We start from the raw sequence: 18386 nt of genomic DNA, 5'->3' as shown, positions 1-18386 counted from the left end.
TACTATTGACCAGATAACGGCAAATTGTTACACTATAATAGTGAGAAAAAGCCGGTTTTTCACATCTAAAATCGGACAAAAATGAGACGATGAGACAAGGTATGTGCCTTGTGATTGGGCTCAATATTATGAGGTGACTAAATGTCAGCAGTAGTTATAGTTGGAAGTCAATGGGGCGACGAAGGTAAAGGTAAAATGACTGATTATCTCAGTCAGGATGCTAGTGTGATTGTGCGGTATCAAGGTGGTAACAATGCTGGACACACAATTGTCTTTGATGGTGAAACTTACAAGTTACATTTGATTCCATCAGGAATTTTCTTTTCTGATAAACTCAGTGTGATTGGTAATGGAGTGGTCGTCAATCCTAAAGCCTTGATTGAAGAACTTACTTATTTAGAAGATAAGGGTGTTAACCCAAGCGGATTGAGAATTTCAAGTCGCAGCCATGTGACATTGCCATATCATATTTTGTTGGATGAATGTCAAGAAAAGGCCAAGGGAAAATTAAAGGTCGGTACAACTAATAAGGGAATCGGACCAACGTACATGGATAAAGCTGCACGTGTAGGAATTCGGATTGCAGACTTGTTAGACAAAGACATTTTTGCTGAAAAATTGAAGTTAAACTTAGAAGAAAAGAATCAATTGTTCGAAAAGATTTACAATGTTGAACCACTTAAATTCGATGATATTTTCGAAGAATTCTATGGTTACGGTCAACAAATTAAACAATACGTGACGGATACATCTGTTCTCGTTAATGATGCCCTTGATAATGGCGAAAACGTATTATTTGAAGGTGCTCAAGGCGTAATGTTAGATATTGATCACGGTACCTATCCTTACGTTACTTCATCAAATCCAATTGCCGGTGGTGTCACAACAGGGGTTGGAATTGGACCTAACAAGATTGAAACTATTTTAGGTATCAGTAAAGCCTATTCAACTCGAGTTGGGGATGGCCCATTCCCAACTGAATTGACGGATGAAGTTGGCGATTATATTCGTGAAACTGGTCATGAATACGGAACGGTGACTAAACGCCCACGTCGAATTGGTTGGTTTGATTCAGTGGCAATGCGTCATGCTCGCCGCGTGTCTGGACTGACTTGCCTCAGTTTAAACTTACTCGATGTGTTAACGAGTTTAGAAACAATCAAGATTTGTACAGCTTATAAAATCGATGGTAAAGAAGTCGATTATTATCCAGCTAGTTTAACGGAACTTGCTAAGTGCGAACCAGTCTATGAAGAATTGCCAGGCTGGAACGAAGATATTACTGGGATTACTGATTTTGAAAAGTTGCCGGTTAATGCTCAAAATTATTTAAATCGTTTAACTGAATTAACTGGAATTCCATTGGCAACAATTTCAGTTGGTCCGGATCGCTTGCAAACTTTAATTTTACAAAACCCATGGGGACAAAAGGAGACAGTTAAATAATGTTAGATCGTTATTCAAGACCCGAAATGACTCAGATTTGGTCAGATGAAAATAAGTATGCTGCATGGTTAAAAGTAGAAATTGCTGCAACGAACGCATGGGTGGAACAAGGTGAAGTCCCTGCTGAAGACGCTAAAAAGATTGCTGAAAATGCAACTTTCACGGCTGAACGTGTGGCAGAGATTGAAGAAACTACTCATCATGATATCGTGGCGTTTACGCGAACAGTTTCAGAATCATTAGGCGACGAGAAAAAGTGGGTTCATTATGGATTAACGAGTACTGACGTTGTCGATACTGCCAACGGAGTGTTATTAAAACAAGCTGACGCAATTTTGCGTAAAGACTTGTTGATGTTTAAAGATGTGATTGCGAAACAAGCAGTTAAATATAAAAATACAGTGATGATGGGTCGGACTCATGGAGTGCATGCCGAACCAACTACTTTTGGACTGAAGTTAGGCCGTTGGTACGCAGAAATTGAACGCGATATTGAGCGTTTTGACCATGCTGCTGCCGGCGTTGAAACGGGCAAAATTAGTGGTGCAGTGGGGACATTTGCGAATGTGCCACCTCAGGTTGAAACTAGTGTGGTGACGCAATTAGGCTTGAATCAACAGCCAATCGCGAGTCAAGTGTTACCAAGAGATTTACACTCAGAATATATCTCAACTTTGGCATTAATTGCTACTGGGTTAGAAGAGTTCGCAACGGAAATTCGTTCACTGCAACGCTCGGAAATCCATGAGGTTGAAGAACGATTTGCTAAGGGTCAAAAAGGATCGTCAGCAATGCCACACAAGCGTAATCCAATTGGTTCCGAAAATATTTGTGGGATTGCCCGGGTCATTCGCGGCCATGCAGTGACGGCTTATGAAAACATCCCATTGTGGCATGAACGTGATATTTCACATTCATCTGCAGAACGGATTATCTTGCCAGACACCACAACTTTGTTAGACTATGCGATTAATCGTTTCAGTCGAATCTTAGAAAATCTGACGGTTTTCCCCGAAACCATGTTGAAAAATATGGATCGGACGTATGGTTTAATTTACAGTCAACGCATTTTATTGAAGTTAATTGAATCTGGTCTTTCTCGTGAAGCTGCATATGATACGGTGCAACCATTGACTGCTAAATCATGGGATGAGCAAATTCAGTTCCGCGATTTAGTGGAAGCCAGTCCAGCGATTATCGAACGCCTTAGTATGGAAGATATTGCAGACGCCTTTGATTATCATTATCATTTACGTTATGTCGATGAGATTTTCGGTAAATTAGGCTTGAATTCTTAATAATTATTATCATGAATAGCAGACCAACTCTTTTCAGTTTTATTTTAAGGGTTGGTGTGCTATTTTTGTGTTGTATAATTTCGGAAGTTAACAATTTAATTGGGGGAGTAATTATGGCAAAAGTGAAGGGCAAACACCGGGTTCGACGTTTTTTTAAGTTGTTTTTTATCGTGATTATTGGTTTAGTGGTGCTACTATATGCCACTGTTTTTATTGGACACAAATTTTTGTTTAAGTCACACACGACGAATCATCCGACAATTGAAACAGTCAGTTCTAGTAATTACCGGTTTGGAGCAGCAGCACGAACGCAACCGAAAACAATGCTGGGCTACGTTAAAGTAGTATCCAGTCAGGTTAAAAATTATAATGAACATTTGAATAATTATTGGCCAAATAATCCACAAAAGAATCAATATTTAATTGCACAGGATGTTAAAACTAAGACGGCTTATCTAGTAAATCCTAGTGGAGAATATAAAAAATTAACGTCTAAGCAATTCGATTCATATAATGTTCCTTCAACCATGCAAGTTACAGGTGAGTGGAATCCCTTTAGTGGGAATGGAATCGAAGGGGCATATATAACCGTCTCACCTCAGGCACTATCTAATTACTATGTATATCAAAGATATGAACATCTTGGAACCTATGATCAATTTTTATCCTACAGTCATGAATTGTTTCACACGATTACCCAGAAAAATTGGGGCGACAACAAATATGGTAACTTAAACCGGGACGAACGCTTAAGTGATTCAACCGGTCGCCGCAGCAGAATGTTGTTAATGTAGCAACTGTCATTAGCGATTACTGATACCGCTAACCGCGATACTCACATCAAGGATGCCTTAGCAACCTACAATCAATATGAAAAACAGGATAAGAAAGATTACGACGCATCCATTTTATATGATCGCCTCGAAGGAACGGTCTTCTATTATGAATTGAAGTCAGCTTTGTATGCGGCTTATCCAAATCAAGTTAAAAATGAAAGTGAAGTATATCCAGCAATTACTGCGTTATTAAAAAATGATAATCCGGCCTATCGAGCTACTGGAGCTGTGACAGAAGCTTATAAAGTTGGTGGTTATGCGGGTATTCTATTAGATTTAAAAGCCATGGAAAACAATCAGGATCCCAATGATTGGAAAAATGAAGTAGCGAAAGATGGGGATGCTACACCATTAACACTGTTAGCGAAGGAATATGAGGGTCAAACATTACCAAGCCCACAAACAATTCCAACCAAGCAAGCGTACAAGAAGTGGATTGGCGCATACAATAAAATTGATCCAATTAATAGCCAACCGGCAATTATTTTTAATGTCTTGTATGCATGGCTATATGGAGGAGAATAAATATAAATATATTTATAAAAAGGCACGTTTTAACGATATAAATATATTTATAAATAGTGATGATTAACAAATATAAATCCCGTCAGGGAGGGATTAGTTTCATATTTTATCGCGATAATATCCGTGCTCGTCAAATTTTCATATTTGAGTTATTGACATCTTGATGTTATCGTATTCCATTAACTAATTGGAGGAGGACTTCGCATATGAAACAAGAAGTTGAGTTAAAAAGGTCGTTAGGATTATGGTCAGCACTAGCATTAGTCGTTGGGACTGTTATCGGATCCGGAATATTTTTTAAACAAGGAGCAGTTTTAGACAGTGCTGGCTCATCTACCATGGCTTTGTTAGCATGGGTCGTTGGTGGAATTATCACCCTAACTGCCGGCTTGACGATTGCTGAAATCGGAGCCCAATTACCATATACTGGTGGATTATATATTTATATGGAAAAGATTTATGGGCGTGTCCTCGGATTTTTGTCAGGTTGGATGCAAATTATTGTCTACGGACCTGCGATTATCGCATCACTGGCCGGTTATCTCGCCTTGTTGTTGGTTAATTTCTTTGGGCTGAGTAATGCGTGGTTAATTCCATTGGCCATTGCTTCAATGGTCTTAATTGGTGGCTTAAACATGTTAGAAAATCGTTTAGGTGCTGCCTTTGCGATTATCACCACGTTGGCAAAACTATTACCAATTGCTGCTATCATCATTTTTGGACTTTTCTACGGTCATGAAGGTGCAGTTGGACAAACTATTACCCATGTTCATGAAAATTCTGGGACTTTTGGGGTAGCCGTGTTGGCAACCTTGTTTGGATATGATGGCTGGATTTTGATTGCTAATCTTGGTGGTGAAATTAAGCATCCACAACGTATTTTGCCTCGTGCCATTGTCTTTGGATTAGTGTTCGTTTTGATTGTTTATACTGCAGTTACGTTTGGTGTTTTCAATGCAATCCCAGCTAATATGGTTAGTAAGTTAGGGGATAATACCACAATTTATCTTGCTCAAAAAGCCTTTGGGACAATTGGTGGACGATTATTAAATATCGGGGTGATTATCTCAATTATGGGATGTATGAACGGGAAGATTATGACTTTCCCACGGATTATGTATGCGATGGCCAAACGAAATGATTTGCCATTTTCAAAACAATTGGCATATCTAAATTCAAAAACACATGCACCTATGGTTTCAACAGTAGTCATCTTACTAATTGCTACCTTAATGGTGACATTTTCAAATGCTGATTATCTTTCAGATTTATGTATTTTCACTGTTTACTGTTTCTATATTGCTGCATTTATTGGTGTATTCTTGTTGAGAAAACGTAACAAGGGCGCAGAACGTCCATTCTCAACACCTTTATATCCAATCACGCCAATCATTGCGATTGTTGGTGCATTGTTTGTGACGATTAGCCAAATTTTCAACGATCCAATTGGCTCATTTGCTTCACTAGCAATTGTGGCTGTCGGATTACCAGTGTTCTATTTGGTTAAGAAATATGCTAAACAAAGTAATAAAGTTGAAGATGAAATTATTGCTGAATAATAATGGAAACGCGCTGACGTAGTTGGCGCGTTTTTTCTATGTTTTTAGCAATTATAAATGAGAATATTGTGTTTAGTTATTAATCTAATTTTAATTTTTAAGTTGACTTTCATAAGTTGGTGTTCAATAATGGAAAACATAATAAATTAAATGACGTGCAAAGATGAGTAGGTTACAAACTATTTTAAGAGAGTTATTGCTTGGTGAAAGATAACAATAGTGAGTTTCTGAAGATGGTCTTATAAATGCAGTTTCACAATCGAGCGTTCGTTAGATTGTGCCGGGGACTCCCGTTACAGAGTTAGGGTATGCACTTACAGTAAGTACTTTATCACTACTGTATTTAAGTACCCGATGAGAAGCAATTCGTGAGGGTTGCTTAAATTAAGGTGGTAACACGAAAAAGCACTTTCGTCCTTTTATCTAGAAATAGATACTTGGGCGAAAGTGCTTTTTTGCTTGAAATGAGGTTTTTGGAATGGCAGAGAAAGAGCAACGATATCAATTATTATTAGCACAAGCAAAAGCACTTTTAGACGGTGAAACTGATCTGGTTGCAAACATGAGTAACCTAGCATCGTTAATTTTTAATGAGCTTCCAAATTTAAACGGAACATCATTCTATCGTTTTAAAAATGATGAATTAATATTAGGACCATTTCAGGGAAAACCAGCGTGCATGCATATTGCGATTGGATCAGGTGTTTGCGGTACAGTTGCTGCAACGTTGAGGTCTGAAATTGTGCCAAATGTTCATAACTTTTCAGGGCACATTGCTTGCGATAGCGCCTCGAAGTCTGAAATTGTGGTACCAATTTTTAAAAATGAGCAGTTTTGGGGTGTCTTGGATTTAGATAGTCCAGAGTTTAATACTTTTGATGAAATTGACGAAAACTATTTAAAACAAATTGCACCGATTATCTTTGGTGTCAAAGAGATTGTTGGAAAGGAAAATTAAATTATGAGTGAAGATTCAAAACAATTAATTTCCTTGCGAAATATATCTGTTGATTTTAAACGAGATGGAAAAGATATTGCTGCAGTTGATGATGTGTCTTTAGATGTCAACAAAGGAGACATCTACGGAATTATTGGGTACTCGGGTGCAGGGAAAAGTACTTTGGTGAGAGTAATGAATTTATTACAGAGACCATCAAAAGGTACGGTGACGATTGATAATCAAGAATTACAGGGACTTAATCCACAGGAATTGAGAAATGCTCGAAAATCAATTGGAATGATTTTTCAACACTTTAATTTGATGAAAACACGAACCGTGCAGGGAAATGTGGAATATCCTTTGTTAAGTCAAAAATTGTCAAAAAATGAACGTGAGGGTAAATCATTAGAGTTATTGAAATTAGTCGGACTAGAAGAGTATGCGACCTCATATCCATCACAACTATCTGGTGGTCAGAAGCAACGAGTGGCCATTGCAAGGGCATTAGCAAACAATCCTAAGGTTTTGATTTCTGATGAAGCGACTAGTGCTCTCGATCCGAAAACGACGACCTCAATCCTGGAATTACTCAAGAAATTAAACGTTGAATTGGGATTGACTATTGTTTTGATTACTCATGAAATGCAAGTTATAAAAGGGATTTGCCATAATGTTGCGGTGATGGAAGAAGGGCAAATTATTGAACGAGGAAAGGTTGCTGAAGTGTTTACTAACCCGCAAGAAACGCTCACTAATGATTTTGTGGAAACTTCTACCAATGTTAAATCTGCGATTGAAAGAATCACCGCAGATCCAAGTTTATCAACACTCGGTGATAATCAGCGGTTAATTTATCTAAATTTCATTGGAAATGCCAGCAAGGAAGGCTTAATTTCTGAACTTTCGCAAAAATATCAACTGAATGTCAATATTTTATTTGCAAATATCGACCAAGTAGATGGCGAAAACGTGGGATATACGATTGCGATTATTACGGGTGAAGAGGCGTCAATTGAACGTGCAATTTCAGATTTACAAACTGCTGGCGTCCGTACTAGATTACTACAGGCTAAGCAGAAAGGGGAGTGAGATACATGGCAGCATTAATTCCAAACGTAATTGCAATGAAAGAACAATTTATTTCAGCAATTTTTGAAACAATATATATGACACTATTTTCGGCAGTCATCGCTGGAGTGTTAGGACTGGCCGTAGGGATTTTATTAGTTGTGACTCAGCCGGGCGGCATCCTTGAGGACCGAGTGAGTTATTCAATTTTAGATAAAATCGTCAACTTATTGCGGTCAATTCCGTTCATTATTTTATTGGCAGTGATTTCACCATTAACCAATTTTCTGGTGGGTACGACAGTCGGTACAACTGCCTCTTTGGTACCACTGATATTCGGTATTTTCCCATTTTATGCGCGGCAGATTCAAAATGCGTTATTGGATGTTGATCGAGGGGTAGTTGAAGCGGCCGAATCGATGGGCTCAAGTCCGGCGGAAATTATTTGGCGTATTTATTTGCGTGAGGGACTTGGCGATATTATCCGAGTTTCTATCGTTACAATTATCAGTTTAATAGGTTTGACGACGATGGCAGGGGCAATCGGTTCTGGCGGCTTAGGGGATGTTGCCATCAGCATTGGTTATGCCAGATTTGAAAATGACATCACGATTACGGCAACAATTGTAATCTTAATCATGGTATTTATTGTTCAAACTTTTGGCGATTGGTTAGCACGGAGAGTAGAGAGATATTAGAAAAGAGGAAATTAGGATGAAGAAAAGTTATTTATGGATTATTGGAATTATTGTGGTGATTGCGGTTGTGGTCTTTGGAATTCATAGCTATAGCAACTCAAGTAAAAATGCTAAATCTGATACGATTACGATTGGCTCACAAGGATCTGATCTTGAAATTTGGCAACATATTGCAAAGAGTGATGAAGCCAAGGACTTAGGATTAAAAATCAAAGTTAAGCAAATTACTGATGGTGTCCAACTTAATAAAGCAACAGCTGATGGGGATGTTGATGTTAATGCATTCCAATCATGGACGTACTATTTGGCCTATAACAAACAAAACAAAAAGAATAAATTGGCCGCTCTAGGAACTACATATTTGGAACCACTAGGAATTTATTCAAAGAAATACAATTCTGTTAAGGATATCCCGGATGGAGCTACAATTGCTATTGCTAATAACCCTTCACAAGCTGCACGTGGATTATTGTTACTACAAAAAGCAGGGCTAATCACCTTGAACGATGATTTTGGCTATCTGGGCACAGTCAATGATATTAAGAGCAACCCTAAAAATCTGAAGTTTAAAGAAATTGATGATACTACAGGTCCACGTGTGCTTAAGGACGTTGATGCAGTTCTTATTTCTAATACTGTTGCACTTGAGGGGAATCTTCACGTGTTGACAGATTCAATTTATCACGAAAAGGTTGATCAAAGCACTAAGGAAAATATCAATATCTTAGCTACATCTGCTAAAAATAAAAACAATGCAAGTTACAAAAAATTGGTGAAATTGTATCACGAAAAGAGTATCCAAAAGTATATCAAAGACAAGTATTACGGTACAAAAATTGAAGTTAAAAAACCATTATCATATTTGGAAAAATAAAGAATAGGAGATATTTAACATGGCAAAAGTAGAAAGCTTCACACTAGATCATACAAAGGTAAAGGCACCATATGTTCGGTTAATTACTGAGGAAAAAGGGAAAATAGGCGATTTAATTAGTAATTATGATTTACGGTTGGTACAACCAAATGCAAATGCAATTCCAACAGCAGGGTTGCATACAATTGAACATTTATTAGCCGGTTTATTGCGTGACCGTTTGGATGGAGTGATTGACTGCTCTCCATTTGGCTGCCGAACGGGTTTTCATTTGATTACCTGGGGGGAGCATTCAACCACTGATGTAGCTGTGGCTCTTAAAGGTGCCTTGGAAGATATTGCGAATAAGATTGAATGGAAAGACGTTCAAGGGACAGATATTTATAGTTGTGGAAATTATCGAGACCATTCACTTTTTTCAGCTAAAGAATGGGCCAAGAAGATTTTAGCTGAAGGGATTAGTGACGATGCGTTTGAACGTAATGTAATTTAAGGAGATTCAAAATGACAAAAGTGGCTGTAGTAACTGGTGCAGGGCAAGGAATTGGAGAAGGCATTGCAAAACGACTAGCAAAAGATGGTTTTGCTATTGCAGTTGCAGATATTAATCACGAAACGGCAGACCGGGTTGCTGAAAATTTGCGAAATAATGGTTTTGAAGCTAAGGCTTATTATTTAGATGTGGCGAATCGTGATCAGGTTTTTAATTTAATTGACGAAGCGGTTAAAGATTTTGGTGAACTGGCAGTTCTTGTTAATAATGCAGGTGTCGGCTTTATTGATACTTTTATTGAATCAAAACCGACTGATGTTGAACGATTATTTGACGTGAACATTAAGGGGACTTATTGGGGTATACAAGCCGCTGCCATTCAATTTAAGAAGCAAGGTAACGGTGGCCGCATAATTAATGCTGCTTCGCTAGCTGGGGTTGAGGCGTCAGCCCTTCAGAGCGCTTATTCTGCTTCCAAATTTGCTATTAGAGGGCTCACACAATCAGCATCAAAAGAGTTAGCCAGTGAGCAAATCACGGTTAATGCCTATAATCCTGGAGTGGTGCGGACTCCGCTGCGTGATGCAATTGATAAAAAGACGTCTGCAATCAAGGGATTATCGATACCAGATCAGCAAGCTCGAGTATTGACTGAAATTGGGCTTGGCCGGGAAGGAACACCAGAGGATGTAGCTGAAGTGGTTTCTTGGTTTGCCTCGCCATCCGCAAAATATATCACTGGTCAATCAGTGATGGTTGATGGTGGAATGCATTACTTATAGACATTATTTGGCGTCAATTAAATATCAATTAAAAAATAATTAGATTATTTTTAATAATTATATTGACATTCAAAATTACAGTAGTATATTTGAAAACAACATATAATACAACGTGCAGAGATGAGTAAGTCACGAACTACTTTTAGAGAGTTATCGTTTGGTGAAAGATAACAGTAGCAAGTTTCTGAAGATGGTCTTAAATGCAGTTTCACAGTCGAGCTTCCAGTTAGACTGGTCCCCTGTCAATAAAATAGACAATTTAAATAGAGACTTTTTTGTCCTATGCCACGACTAAATTTTGAATTTGAGTTTGATACTCATCTTCAAGTTGCTTTGGTGATTTGAATCCACAGTGACTGTGAATTCTAACTGTGTTGTAAAACGTTTCAATGTACTGAAAAACTAGTCGTTTAGCTTCGGAGTATGAATGGATTTTAAACCGATTTATCCATTCACGCTTAATCAAGGCATGAAACGACTCAATGCAGGCATTATCCCAAGGATAAGCTTTCTTTGAATAGCTTAATGTCATGTTAGCTGTAGCTTGATTGTAAGCTTCAGACGTAAACTGACTACCACGATCACTGTGCATGATTAATGGCTTGCTAATATGGCGACTGTGCTTAGTCTTTTCAATAAGTGGGATGACATTCGATACCTCCAAGGTTTCAGATAAGTCCCAACCAATGATCCGTCTGGAGTACAAGTCCATAATACTGGTTAAATAAACGAATCCGTCATGAACTGGAATATAAGTGGTGTCAATGCACCAAACGGCGTTTGGTCGCAATGGATTGAACTGCTCGTCTAAAATATTTATTAGCTGTTTATCAAACTTAGAATTGCGAGTGGTAGTCGTCCAAGGGGTTAGGTAAACGGCGTGAATGCCAAGTTCACGCATATACTTACCAACAGTTCGTTCAGCGATCTTATATCCTTTTGAGCGAAGTTCTTGGGTGATTTTGCCGGCACCGTAAATACAAAGGCTTTTGAGCCAAATTGCTTTAATTTCACCTTGAATAAACTTCTTCCGAAGCTTTCGCGGTGATTGGTGATTATGACGCTTTTCTCGTTGATAGTAACCCCTTCTTGAGATTCCAACATAATCACACATACCATTGATGGAAGGGTGGGATTCCAAAGCGTGCTGAACGTCCATTTCTTGGTATACCTTTTCGGTAGTTACTTGCTCAGAATCCCGATTGATTTTTTTAACACTTCGATCGCTCCTTCAGCGTCACGAAGTTGACGCTTTAGTCGTGCAATCTCCTTGTCCTTATCGCTGGCAAAATTACCAGAGCCACGGCCAAACTCCCCAGTCTCAGTAAACAGCTTAATCCATTTATGTAATGTACTAGCCCCAATACCTAGATTCTTAATTATTTCATTCATGGTTATGTGATCCTTGTTATCTAAGTAATACTGAACGGCCTGTTCCTTAAATTCCTTGTCATAACTGTGCTTCGTCATTATTTGATCCTCCAATTTACTTCCTTAATTATACTAAATCAGAGTCTCTATTTAACTTGTACACTTTTTATTCTAGGCCCAGTTGTTGCGCTACCAACATTAGGCAATGCTTTCATTGGGTTAATGAAAAACACATCATTAGCATTTGTGGCATCAGTGGTCGATTTAACAGCGGAAGGACAAATTATTGCTGGTAGTAATTACCGATACTTCGAAATTTATTTATCTTTGTCAATTATCTATTGGATTTTGACGATTATTACAGAACGCATCTTGAAGGTATTAGAAAATAGATTAACAATTTTTGAAAGAGCTGCCGAATTAGGATTAGACACGGTTCAAGATAGCAGATTATTTAATCCGTTTGTTAGAAATAAGAAAAGTATTGTAAGCGGTGAGGTAGCGCGATGATAAAAATCGAAAATTTGACAAAAAAGTATAACCGACAAACTATCTTTCAAGATTTTAATTTGGAAATTGCAACGGGTGAAGTTGTTGGCATAATTGGACCATCCGGTGCTGGGAAGTCAACGCTATTACGATGCCTTAATCTGTTAGAATTACCAGATGAAGGCAAAATAACAATTGGTGATGATACTTATGTCGCACCCAAAGTTAGCGTAAAAGATAAAATTCAATTCAGACAAAACTCGAGTATGGTATTTCAACAATTTAATTTATTTAGGCAAAAAAATGTTTTAGATAATGTGACAGAGGGGTTAATAACGGTCAAGCATTTAAAGAGAACGGAAGCAGAGAAAATTGCTAAAGATGAAATTGAAAATGTTAACTTAACCGAACATATTAATAAGTACCCAAGTCAATTATCTGGTGGGCAAAAACAACGTGTCGGGATTGCTAGAGCATTAGCAATGCATGCAAATACCTTACTACTTGATGAACCAACTTCTGCATTAGATACAGAATTAGTTGATGAGGTATTATCTACAATTAAGGAAGTAATAGAGAAAAATGAAGATCAAACCGTCGTTATTATTTCTCACGAATTATCATTTATTCAGGATGTTGCGACGAGAGTCATTTTCTTTGACGATGGTAAAATAATTGAAGATGGTACTCCAGATCAAGTGTTTAACAATTCAAAAAACGAACGAACCAAACAATTTCTACAAAGATATAATCGTAAAAGTTTAGTTACGAAGTAAGTAATAATATTTTGTACTCTGAATTATATTAAAAACTATTGATATTTTCTCACCAATATTTAATAATAGTCTCAACATATTAAAAACGTGCAAAGATGAGTACGTCAGGATACTATTCCAAGAGAGTCGTCGTTGGTGGAAGACGATAATAGAGAATGACCGAAGATGGTCTTAAATGCAGTTCGTTGCTGAGCGCAAGTAAAGCAATGACGGGAACTCCCGTTATAGAGTTGGGGTATGCGCTTATAGTAAGTACTGAATTGAACTGTATTTAAGTACCCAAAGAGGAATAATCCGCGAGGGTTATTTAAACAAAGGTGGTAACACGGAAAGCACTTCCGTCCTTGTCTAGAGATAGATAGGGATGGAGTGCTTTTTTTGTTTTTAAACGAATAAATAATAATTTTAAAAATTGGAGGAATTTAATATGGCAGGCTTTAATACACGACTAATTCACGGCGAAAAAATTAATGATAATCAAACAGGTGCAGTTAATATGCCTGTCTATAATTCTTCGACTTATGTCTATCCTGAAATTAACGGCAAAGTACGTTGGGATTATTCCCGTTCAGGTAATCCAACGCGTGAATATTTAGAAAAACAAATTGCTTCACTAGAACATGGATCAAATGGTTATGCATTTGCCTCAGGAATGGCAGCTATCCACGCTGCATTATCAATTTTTGAACCTGGTGATCATATCATTATTGGTAATCAAATTTATGGTGGTACGTATCGTTTGATTAAAGAATATTTTGAGGTTCGCGGCATTGAATTTACTTCGGTTGACACCAAAGTGAATGCTGAAGTGGAAGCAGCAATCCAAGACAATACTAAAGCAATTTACTTTGAACCCGTCACTAATCCATTGCTTCAAGTGACCAGTGTTCGGGCAATTGCCAATATTGCGCAAGCACATGATTTATTAACAATTGTCGATAACACCTTTTTGACACCATACTTACAACAACCACTTGATTTAGGTGCAGATATTGTCGTTCATTCAGCAACTAAATACCTTGGTGGACATTCTGATGTAATCGCTGGCTTGGTCGTGACTAAAAATGAAACGATTGGTAAACAAATCTATTTTGTACAAAATGCCTTAGGTGGTGTGCTGTCACCAGAGAATGCCAATTTGGTTCGTCGCGGCATTCAAACATTATCAATCCGGATGGATCGACAACAAGAAAATGCGTGTAAAATTATCGATTTCCTAAATGAATCTGGTCAGGTTGATACGATTCATTATCCAGGGATTAAAGGTACGCGTGATTATGAAATTGCTTCACAAGAAAATGATGGTTTCGGTGGAGTGCTGTCATTTGAATTGAATGAGGACGTAGATGCCACAGAGTTTGTTAACAACTTACAATTAATTCGCCTAGCGGTCAGTTTGGGAGCCGTTGAAAGCTTAGCTGAATTACCTTATGAAATGAGCCATGCAGAGCTACCGCCAGAGGAACGTTTAGCGGCTGGGATTACCCCACAACTTGTTCGATTGTCCGTCGGAATTGAAGATGTTGAAGACTTATTAGGCGATATTCAACAATCACTAACCATTGCAACTAAGTCAAACAACGTGCAATCAATTAATCGTGACGCAATTTAATTAAATGTGGATGCGCAATCTACTTTTATAAACATAGAAAACGGAGTGAAATATTTTGGCAAAAGATAGTTTTGATACATTAAGAGTTCATGCAGGTTATAAACCAGAAGAGCATCAGTTTGCTTCGTCAGTTCCAATTTACCAAACGGCAGCGTTTGGATTATCAAATACAGATGTAGCGAATCAAATTGTGGCCGGTAAATTACCCGACCGTTTTGATTATTCCCGGGACGGCAATCCAACCGTTCACGTGTTAGAACAACGAATTGCTGCCTTGGAGGGCGGTATTGATGCAGTCGCGGTAGGCTCTGGCATGTCGGCTATCTCATTTACCATTCTAAATGTGGCCGAAGGCGGTGGACGAGTAATTGCACCAACCAATATCTATGGTTCTAGCTTAGATGAATTTAGAAACTTCTTTCCAAAGTATGGAATTAATTTTGATTTAGTCGACGACGTCAATGACTTTGCGACCATCAAATCATTAATTCAAGAAGACACTAAAGCAATTTATGTGGAAAGCGTTGCAAATCCTAGTACAGAAATTTCTGATTTAGAAGAACTAGCTAAAATTGCACATGCAGCCAAAATTCCATTGATTGTGGATAATACTTTCCCCACTCCATATTTGTTACGACCATTTGAACATGGAGCTGATATCGATTTTTATTCTTCCACCAAGGGAATCAACGGACACGGGAATGCCTTGTCTGGCTTGATAGTTGATCATGGAAATTTTGATTGGGCCAATGGAAAGTTTCCACAATTTGAAGAAGACGAATTCATCTTGGGGGATGAAGAGTCAGGTGAAAAAAATAGTTATCTTTCTAAATTCGGGAATGCGGCGTTCATTAATCGGATTAGATCAAAATTTGTCCGCTTACTAGGCTCGGTGTTAGGGCCAACCGATGCATATTTTGTCCTACTAGGTTTAGAAACAATTTCGGAACGACTTAATAAGCAGGTCGCCAGTACTGTCGCCATCGCTAAGTTCTTAGAGAGCAACGAGCATGTTGAATCATTATTTTACTCAGGTACGGAGGCAAGCAATCCGTTAGTTGCGAAGTATTTTCCAAAGGGCGTTGGGTCAATTTTATCGTTTGAACTTAAAGGTGATGAAACAAATATTGCCAAGTTAATTGATAACGTACAAATTTTTAGTTACTTACCCAACATTGGGGATGCGAAATCTTTAATTGTTAATCCAGGAAGAACAACTCATCGTGAAGTACCACAAGCTATTCGTTCGAAGCACCAATTGAACAATCAAACGATTCGTTTATCGATTGGATTGGAAGATGTTGATGATTTGATTAATGATTTGGACACAGCCATTACAAAGGCATTTAGTTAGCTCTAGTAACTATTTTGACAAATTATCAACTCATGGGAATGATAGTTTGCGTGTAGCGTCGTGGTACATTACACTTGATTAGTATTAAATGATTAAAGGAGGTGAAGTCATGAGTTGGATAGTTATCCAACAAAGTATTCCGATATTTGCAAAAGCATTTTGGATTACATTACGGCTGTCGTTGTATGGAATTATCGGATCAATAATTGTGGGCATTATTGTCAGTTTAATTTCATATTTTAAAGTTCCAGTGGCTAAAAGAATTGGTTATATTTATATTGAACTTTTTCGCAATACGCCATTGCTGATTCAGCTGTTCTTTATCTACTATGCGTTACCCGAAGTTGGGTTCAAAATTTCCGCAGAAGTTAGTGGAGTAGTCGGATTAACACTGTTAGGTGGAAGCTACATGGCTGAAGCGTTTCTTGGTGGCTTCAATGGAGTGGAAAAAATTCAGGTGGAAAACGGGAAGGCGATTGGGCTGTCGAATGCTCAATTGGCTCGTTATGTGATTTTACCGCAGGGAATTCTAACTAGTATTCCAGCAATTGCTGCCAACGTGATTTTTCTGATTAAGGAAACGTCAATCTTTACAGTAATTGCGATTCCGGAGTTGACCAATACAGCACTGGACCAAATTGGGATGTATTATCATACCGATGAGTCCCTGTTTATCTTGGTAATAGCGTACGCTATTATCTTGATTCCACTTTCCATCTTGTTGACTTGGCTCGAAAGGAGGACTCGTCGTGTCGCATTCGGGAATTAATATATTTTTTGAAGGATCTAATTTCGTGCGTTTGTTGCACGGCCTGTTGGTTTCAGCAGAAATTGCGTTTGTCGCGATTATTCTGGGAGCGATTCTCGGAATTATCTTAGGTGCATTGCGAACGACTAAAAGCCGGATTGTGCGCTTCATATTAAGAATTTATTTGGAGTTTTTCCGGATTGTACCAACGGTTGTTTTGTTATTTTTGTTCTATTATATTTTACCGAAAAACTTCAATTTGAATTTAAGTGCTGAAGTTGTGGCAACCTTGGTCTTCGCGTTGTGGATGGCTGCCGAAATGAGTGACATTGTTCGTAGCGGGCTCATTTCAGTACCTAAGCATCAAACAGATGCTGGCAAAGCAATTGGGTTAAATCCTGTCCAGTTATTTAGATACATAACGTTGCCGCAGTCATTGAAGCTGATGATTCCAGCGACGATTAATCTAACGAGTCGGGTCATCAAAACGACATCATTGCTCCTGCTGATTTCTGTGATGGACGTGATTAACGTGGGACAGCAAATCATTGAAGCCAACCAACAACAGTATCAAAATGGTGCATTTTGGGTCTATGGCTTGATTTTTATTTTATATTTCATCCTATGTTATCCATTATCGCTATGGGAAAAACATATGGCACGAAAGGAGGCAGCAATTCAAAATGGCTGAGCAATTACTAGCGGTCAACCACCTCAGTAAAAACTATGGGGAAAAGCAAGCGTTGAAGGATATTAATTTCACGGTAGATAAAGGTAGTGTGACCGTGTTATTGGGTCCTTCTGGCTCGGGTAAAAGTACACTCATTCGAACTTTGAATGGGCTGGAAGATTTCCAAGCTGGGCAAATCGAATTTGATGGACAAGTTATTGATTCGAAATTTAAAGCGTGGCTCCCAATTCGTCAAAAAATTGGCATGGTATTCCAAAGTTATGAACTGTTTCCTAACCTAACGGTTTTAGATAATATCTTATTAGGACCTTTAAAGGTCCAGAAACGTAATCGTGATGAAGTGGTTAAACAGGCCACTGATTTATTAGAAACAGTCGATTTGGCGGATTATAAGGATACATATCCTCGTCAATTGTCTGGCGGTCAGAAGCAACGAATTGCGATTGTGCGGGCGTTGACTCTGAATCCTGAATTCATGTTGTTTGATGAGGTAACGGCTTCGCTCGATCCTGAAATGGTCCGCGGGGTGCTGGAAGTTATCTTAGGGTTAGCCAAACAAGATATGACCATGATTGTCGTGACTCATGAAATGAATTTTGCCAAACAAATTGCAGATAAAGTACTGTTTTTGGAAAACGGCTCAATTGTTGAAGAGTCCAGTGGGTCGCAATTCTTTGATAACCCACAAACTGATCGTGCTAAAGAATTTTTGGAAAGCATGGATTTCTAAATAGTACGTGATTTCAAACAGTGTGTGAATCTCCACGTTCAGACAGCGAGTTACCAACGAAAATTATTGATATTCCGTAGTTTGGAAAATTGATAA

The 18386-nt window shown here is 38.2% G+C and carries 20 protein-coding genes and 2 other annotated features; of the genes, 18 read left to right on the top strand and 2 right to left on the bottom strand.

Features of this window, described 5'->3' with window-relative positions; translation table 11 throughout:
• The first annotated feature begins 141 nt into the window (after positions 1–141).
• From F0161_RS10680 to F0161_RS10630, 11 genes are all read left to right on the top strand, one after another.
• The gene (locus F0161_RS10680; RefSeq protein WP_150204564.1) at positions 142–1446 is read left to right on the top strand and encodes an adenylosuccinate synthase; all 1305 of its coding nucleotides are present in this window, start codon (positions 142–144) and stop codon (positions 1444–1446) included.
• Positions 1446–2744 (top strand): adenylosuccinate lyase, encoded by a 1299-nt coding sequence (gene purB / locus F0161_RS10675; protein ID WP_150204563.1) that lies wholly within the window; start codon positions 1446–1448, stop codon positions 2742–2744. Before F0161_RS10680 ends, purB begins: the two co-directional genes overlap by 1 nt.
• A 113-nt stretch (positions 2745–2857) precedes the next feature.
• Positions 2858–3538 (top strand): hypothetical protein, encoded by a 681-nt coding sequence (locus F0161_RS10670; protein ID WP_150204562.1) that lies wholly within the window; start codon positions 2858–2860, stop codon positions 3536–3538.
• Between the two features lie 153 nt (positions 3539–3691).
• The gene (locus F0161_RS10665; protein ID WP_150204561.1) at positions 3692–4105 is read left to right on the top strand and encodes a hypothetical protein; all 414 of its coding nucleotides are present in this window, start codon (positions 3692–3694) and stop codon (positions 4103–4105) included.
• Positions 4106–4311: 206 nt separating this feature from the next.
• Positions 4312–5664, top strand: a complete 1353-nt coding sequence (locus F0161_RS10660) for an APC family permease (RefSeq protein ID WP_137601406.1) — start codon at positions 4312–4314, stop codon at positions 5662–5664.
• A gap of 146 nt (positions 5665–5810) precedes the next feature.
• Positions 5811–6086, top strand: a binding site (T-box leader).
• A gap of 56 nt (positions 6087–6142) precedes the next feature.
• Positions 6143–6622: a GAF domain-containing protein gene (locus tag F0161_RS10655; RefSeq protein ID WP_150204560.1), complete on the top strand. Its 480-nt coding sequence runs from the start codon at positions 6143–6145 to the stop codon at positions 6620–6622.
• Positions 6623–6625: 3 nt separating this feature from the next.
• Positions 6626–7693, top strand: a complete 1068-nt coding sequence (locus tag F0161_RS10650) for a methionine ABC transporter ATP-binding protein (protein ID WP_137601408.1) — start codon at positions 6626–6628, stop codon at positions 7691–7693.
• Positions 7694–7698: 5 nt separating this feature from the next.
• Entirely contained in the window at positions 7699–8370 is a 672-nt protein-coding gene (locus F0161_RS10645; protein ID WP_150204559.1) for a methionine ABC transporter permease, read from the top strand.
• Between the two features lie 16 nt (positions 8371–8386).
• The gene (locus F0161_RS10640; RefSeq protein ID WP_137601410.1) at positions 8387–9244 is read left to right on the top strand and encodes a MetQ/NlpA family ABC transporter substrate-binding protein; all 858 of its coding nucleotides are present in this window, start codon (positions 8387–8389) and stop codon (positions 9242–9244) included.
• A gap of 19 nt (positions 9245–9263) precedes the next feature.
• Positions 9264–9737 (top strand): S-ribosylhomocysteine lyase, encoded by a 474-nt coding sequence (locus F0161_RS10635; RefSeq protein WP_150204558.1) that lies wholly within the window; start codon positions 9264–9266, stop codon positions 9735–9737.
• Positions 9738–9748: 11 nt separating this feature from the next.
• The gene (locus F0161_RS10630; protein ID WP_150204557.1) at positions 9749–10519 is read left to right on the top strand and encodes an acetoin reductase; all 771 of its coding nucleotides are present in this window, start codon (positions 9749–9751) and stop codon (positions 10517–10519) included.
• A gap of 280 nt (positions 10520–10799) precedes the next feature.
• Here the strand turns inward: F0161_RS10630 and F0161_RS10625 are convergent, their stop codons facing one another.
• The gene (locus F0161_RS10625) at positions 10800–11678 is read right to left on the bottom strand and encodes an IS3 family transposase (RefSeq protein WP_150204556.1); all 879 of its coding nucleotides are present in this window, start codon (positions 11676–11678) and stop codon (positions 10800–10802) included.
• A gap of 23 nt (positions 11679–11701) precedes the next feature.
• A complete protein-coding gene (locus tag F0161_RS10620) occupies positions 11702–11989 on the bottom strand; it encodes a transposase (RefSeq protein ID WP_150204555.1) in 288 nt (95 codons plus the stop codon).
• 123 nt (positions 11990–12112) lie between these two features.
• On the opposite strand from F0161_RS10620, the gene F0161_RS11615 reads away from it, so the two are divergent.
• The 7 genes from F0161_RS11615 (at position 12113) to F0161_RS10585 (ending at position 18290) form a co-directional block, all read left to right on the top strand.
• Complete coding sequence (locus F0161_RS11615; protein WP_225423126.1) at positions 12113–12400, top strand: hypothetical protein; 288 nt, start codon at positions 12113–12115, stop codon at positions 12398–12400.
• On the top strand, positions 12397–13155 hold the full coding sequence (locus F0161_RS10610; protein WP_137601421.1) for an amino acid ABC transporter ATP-binding protein: 759 nt from the start codon (positions 12397–12399) through the stop codon (positions 13153–13155). The genes F0161_RS11615 and F0161_RS10610 overlap by 4 nt, the downstream gene beginning before the upstream one ends.
• 78 nt (positions 13156–13233) lie before the next feature.
• Positions 13234–13504: a binding site (T-box leader), on the top strand.
• A gap of 78 nt (positions 13505–13582) precedes the next feature.
• Entirely contained in the window at positions 13583–14767 is a 1185-nt protein-coding gene (locus F0161_RS10605; RefSeq protein ID WP_150204554.1) for a trans-sulfuration enzyme family protein, read from the top strand.
• Positions 14768–14822: 55 nt separating this feature from the next.
• The gene (locus F0161_RS10600; RefSeq protein WP_150204553.1) at positions 14823–16121 is read left to right on the top strand and encodes an O-acetylhomoserine aminocarboxypropyltransferase/cysteine synthase family protein; all 1299 of its coding nucleotides are present in this window, start codon (positions 14823–14825) and stop codon (positions 16119–16121) included.
• 109 nt (positions 16122–16230) lie between these two features.
• The gene (locus F0161_RS10595; RefSeq protein ID WP_150204552.1) at positions 16231–16890 is read left to right on the top strand and encodes an amino acid ABC transporter permease; all 660 of its coding nucleotides are present in this window, start codon (positions 16231–16233) and stop codon (positions 16888–16890) included.
• Positions 16871–17560, top strand: a complete 690-nt coding sequence (locus F0161_RS10590; protein ID WP_137601426.1) for an amino acid ABC transporter permease — start codon at positions 16871–16873, stop codon at positions 17558–17560. The genes F0161_RS10595 and F0161_RS10590 overlap by 20 nt, the downstream gene beginning before the upstream one ends.
• Positions 17553–18290: an amino acid ABC transporter ATP-binding protein gene (locus tag F0161_RS10585; RefSeq protein ID WP_137601427.1), complete on the top strand. Its 738-nt coding sequence runs from the start codon at positions 17553–17555 to the stop codon at positions 18288–18290. The genes F0161_RS10590 and F0161_RS10585 overlap by 8 nt, the downstream gene beginning before the upstream one ends.
• Positions 18291–18386: the final 96 nt, after the last annotated feature.

Source organism: Paucilactobacillus nenjiangensis, assembly GCF_008632615.1.
Taxonomy (GTDB): domain Bacteria; phylum Bacillota; class Bacilli; order Lactobacillales; family Lactobacillaceae; genus Paucilactobacillus; species Paucilactobacillus nenjiangensis.
The sequence above is the reverse complement of the archived record's forward strand: the minus strand, read 5'-3'. Positions and strand labels throughout refer to the sequence as shown.

What these genes read in the sequence shown, in the direction of transcription:
- F0161_RS10680 (WP_150204564.1), top strand. Translation starts at nt 142, where the DNA reads ATGTCAGCAGTAGTTATAGTTGGAAGTCAATGGGGCGACGAAGGTAAA.
- purB (WP_150204563.1), top strand. Translation starts at nt 1,446, where the DNA reads ATGTTAGATCGTTATTCAAGACCCGAAATGACTCAGATTTGGTCAGAT.
- F0161_RS10670 (WP_150204562.1), top strand. Translation starts at nt 2,858, where the DNA reads ATGGCAAAAGTGAAGGGCAAACACCGGGTTCGACGTTTTTTTAAGTTG.
- F0161_RS10660 (WP_137601406.1), top strand. Translation starts at nt 4,312, where the DNA reads ATGAAACAAGAAGTTGAGTTAAAAAGGTCGTTAGGATTATGGTCAGCA.
- F0161_RS10655 (WP_150204560.1), top strand. Translation starts at nt 6,143, where the DNA reads ATGGCAGAGAAAGAGCAACGATATCAATTATTATTAGCACAAGCAAAA.
- F0161_RS10650 (WP_137601408.1), top strand. Translation starts at nt 6,626, where the DNA reads ATGAGTGAAGATTCAAAACAATTAATTTCCTTGCGAAATATATCTGTT.
- F0161_RS10645 (WP_150204559.1), top strand. Translation starts at nt 7,699, where the DNA reads ATGGCAGCATTAATTCCAAACGTAATTGCAATGAAAGAACAATTTATT.
- F0161_RS10640 (WP_137601410.1), top strand. Translation starts at nt 8,387, where the DNA reads ATGAAGAAAAGTTATTTATGGATTATTGGAATTATTGTGGTGATTGCG.
- F0161_RS10635 (WP_150204558.1), top strand. Translation starts at nt 9,264, where the DNA reads ATGGCAAAAGTAGAAAGCTTCACACTAGATCATACAAAGGTAAAGGCA.
- F0161_RS10630 (WP_150204557.1), top strand. Translation starts at nt 9,749, where the DNA reads ATGACAAAAGTGGCTGTAGTAACTGGTGCAGGGCAAGGAATTGGAGAA.
- F0161_RS10625 (WP_150204556.1), bottom strand. Translation starts at nt 11,678, where the DNA reads ATGGACGTTCAGCACGCTTTGGAATCCCACCCTTCCATCAATGGTATG.
- F0161_RS10620 (WP_150204555.1), bottom strand. Translation starts at nt 11,989, where the DNA reads ATGACGAAGCACAGTTATGACAAGGAATTTAAGGAACAGGCCGTTCAG.
- F0161_RS11615 (WP_225423126.1), top strand. Translation starts at nt 12,113, where the DNA reads ATGAAAAACACATCATTAGCATTTGTGGCATCAGTGGTCGATTTAACA.
- F0161_RS10610 (WP_137601421.1), top strand. Translation starts at nt 12,397, where the DNA reads ATGATAAAAATCGAAAATTTGACAAAAAAGTATAACCGACAAACTATC.
- F0161_RS10605 (WP_150204554.1), top strand. Translation starts at nt 13,583, where the DNA reads ATGGCAGGCTTTAATACACGACTAATTCACGGCGAAAAAATTAATGAT.
- F0161_RS10595 (WP_150204552.1), top strand. Translation starts at nt 16,231, where the DNA reads ATGAGTTGGATAGTTATCCAACAAAGTATTCCGATATTTGCAAAAGCA.
- F0161_RS10585 (WP_137601427.1), top strand. Translation starts at nt 17,553, where the DNA reads ATGGCTGAGCAATTACTAGCGGTCAACCACCTCAGTAAAAACTATGGG.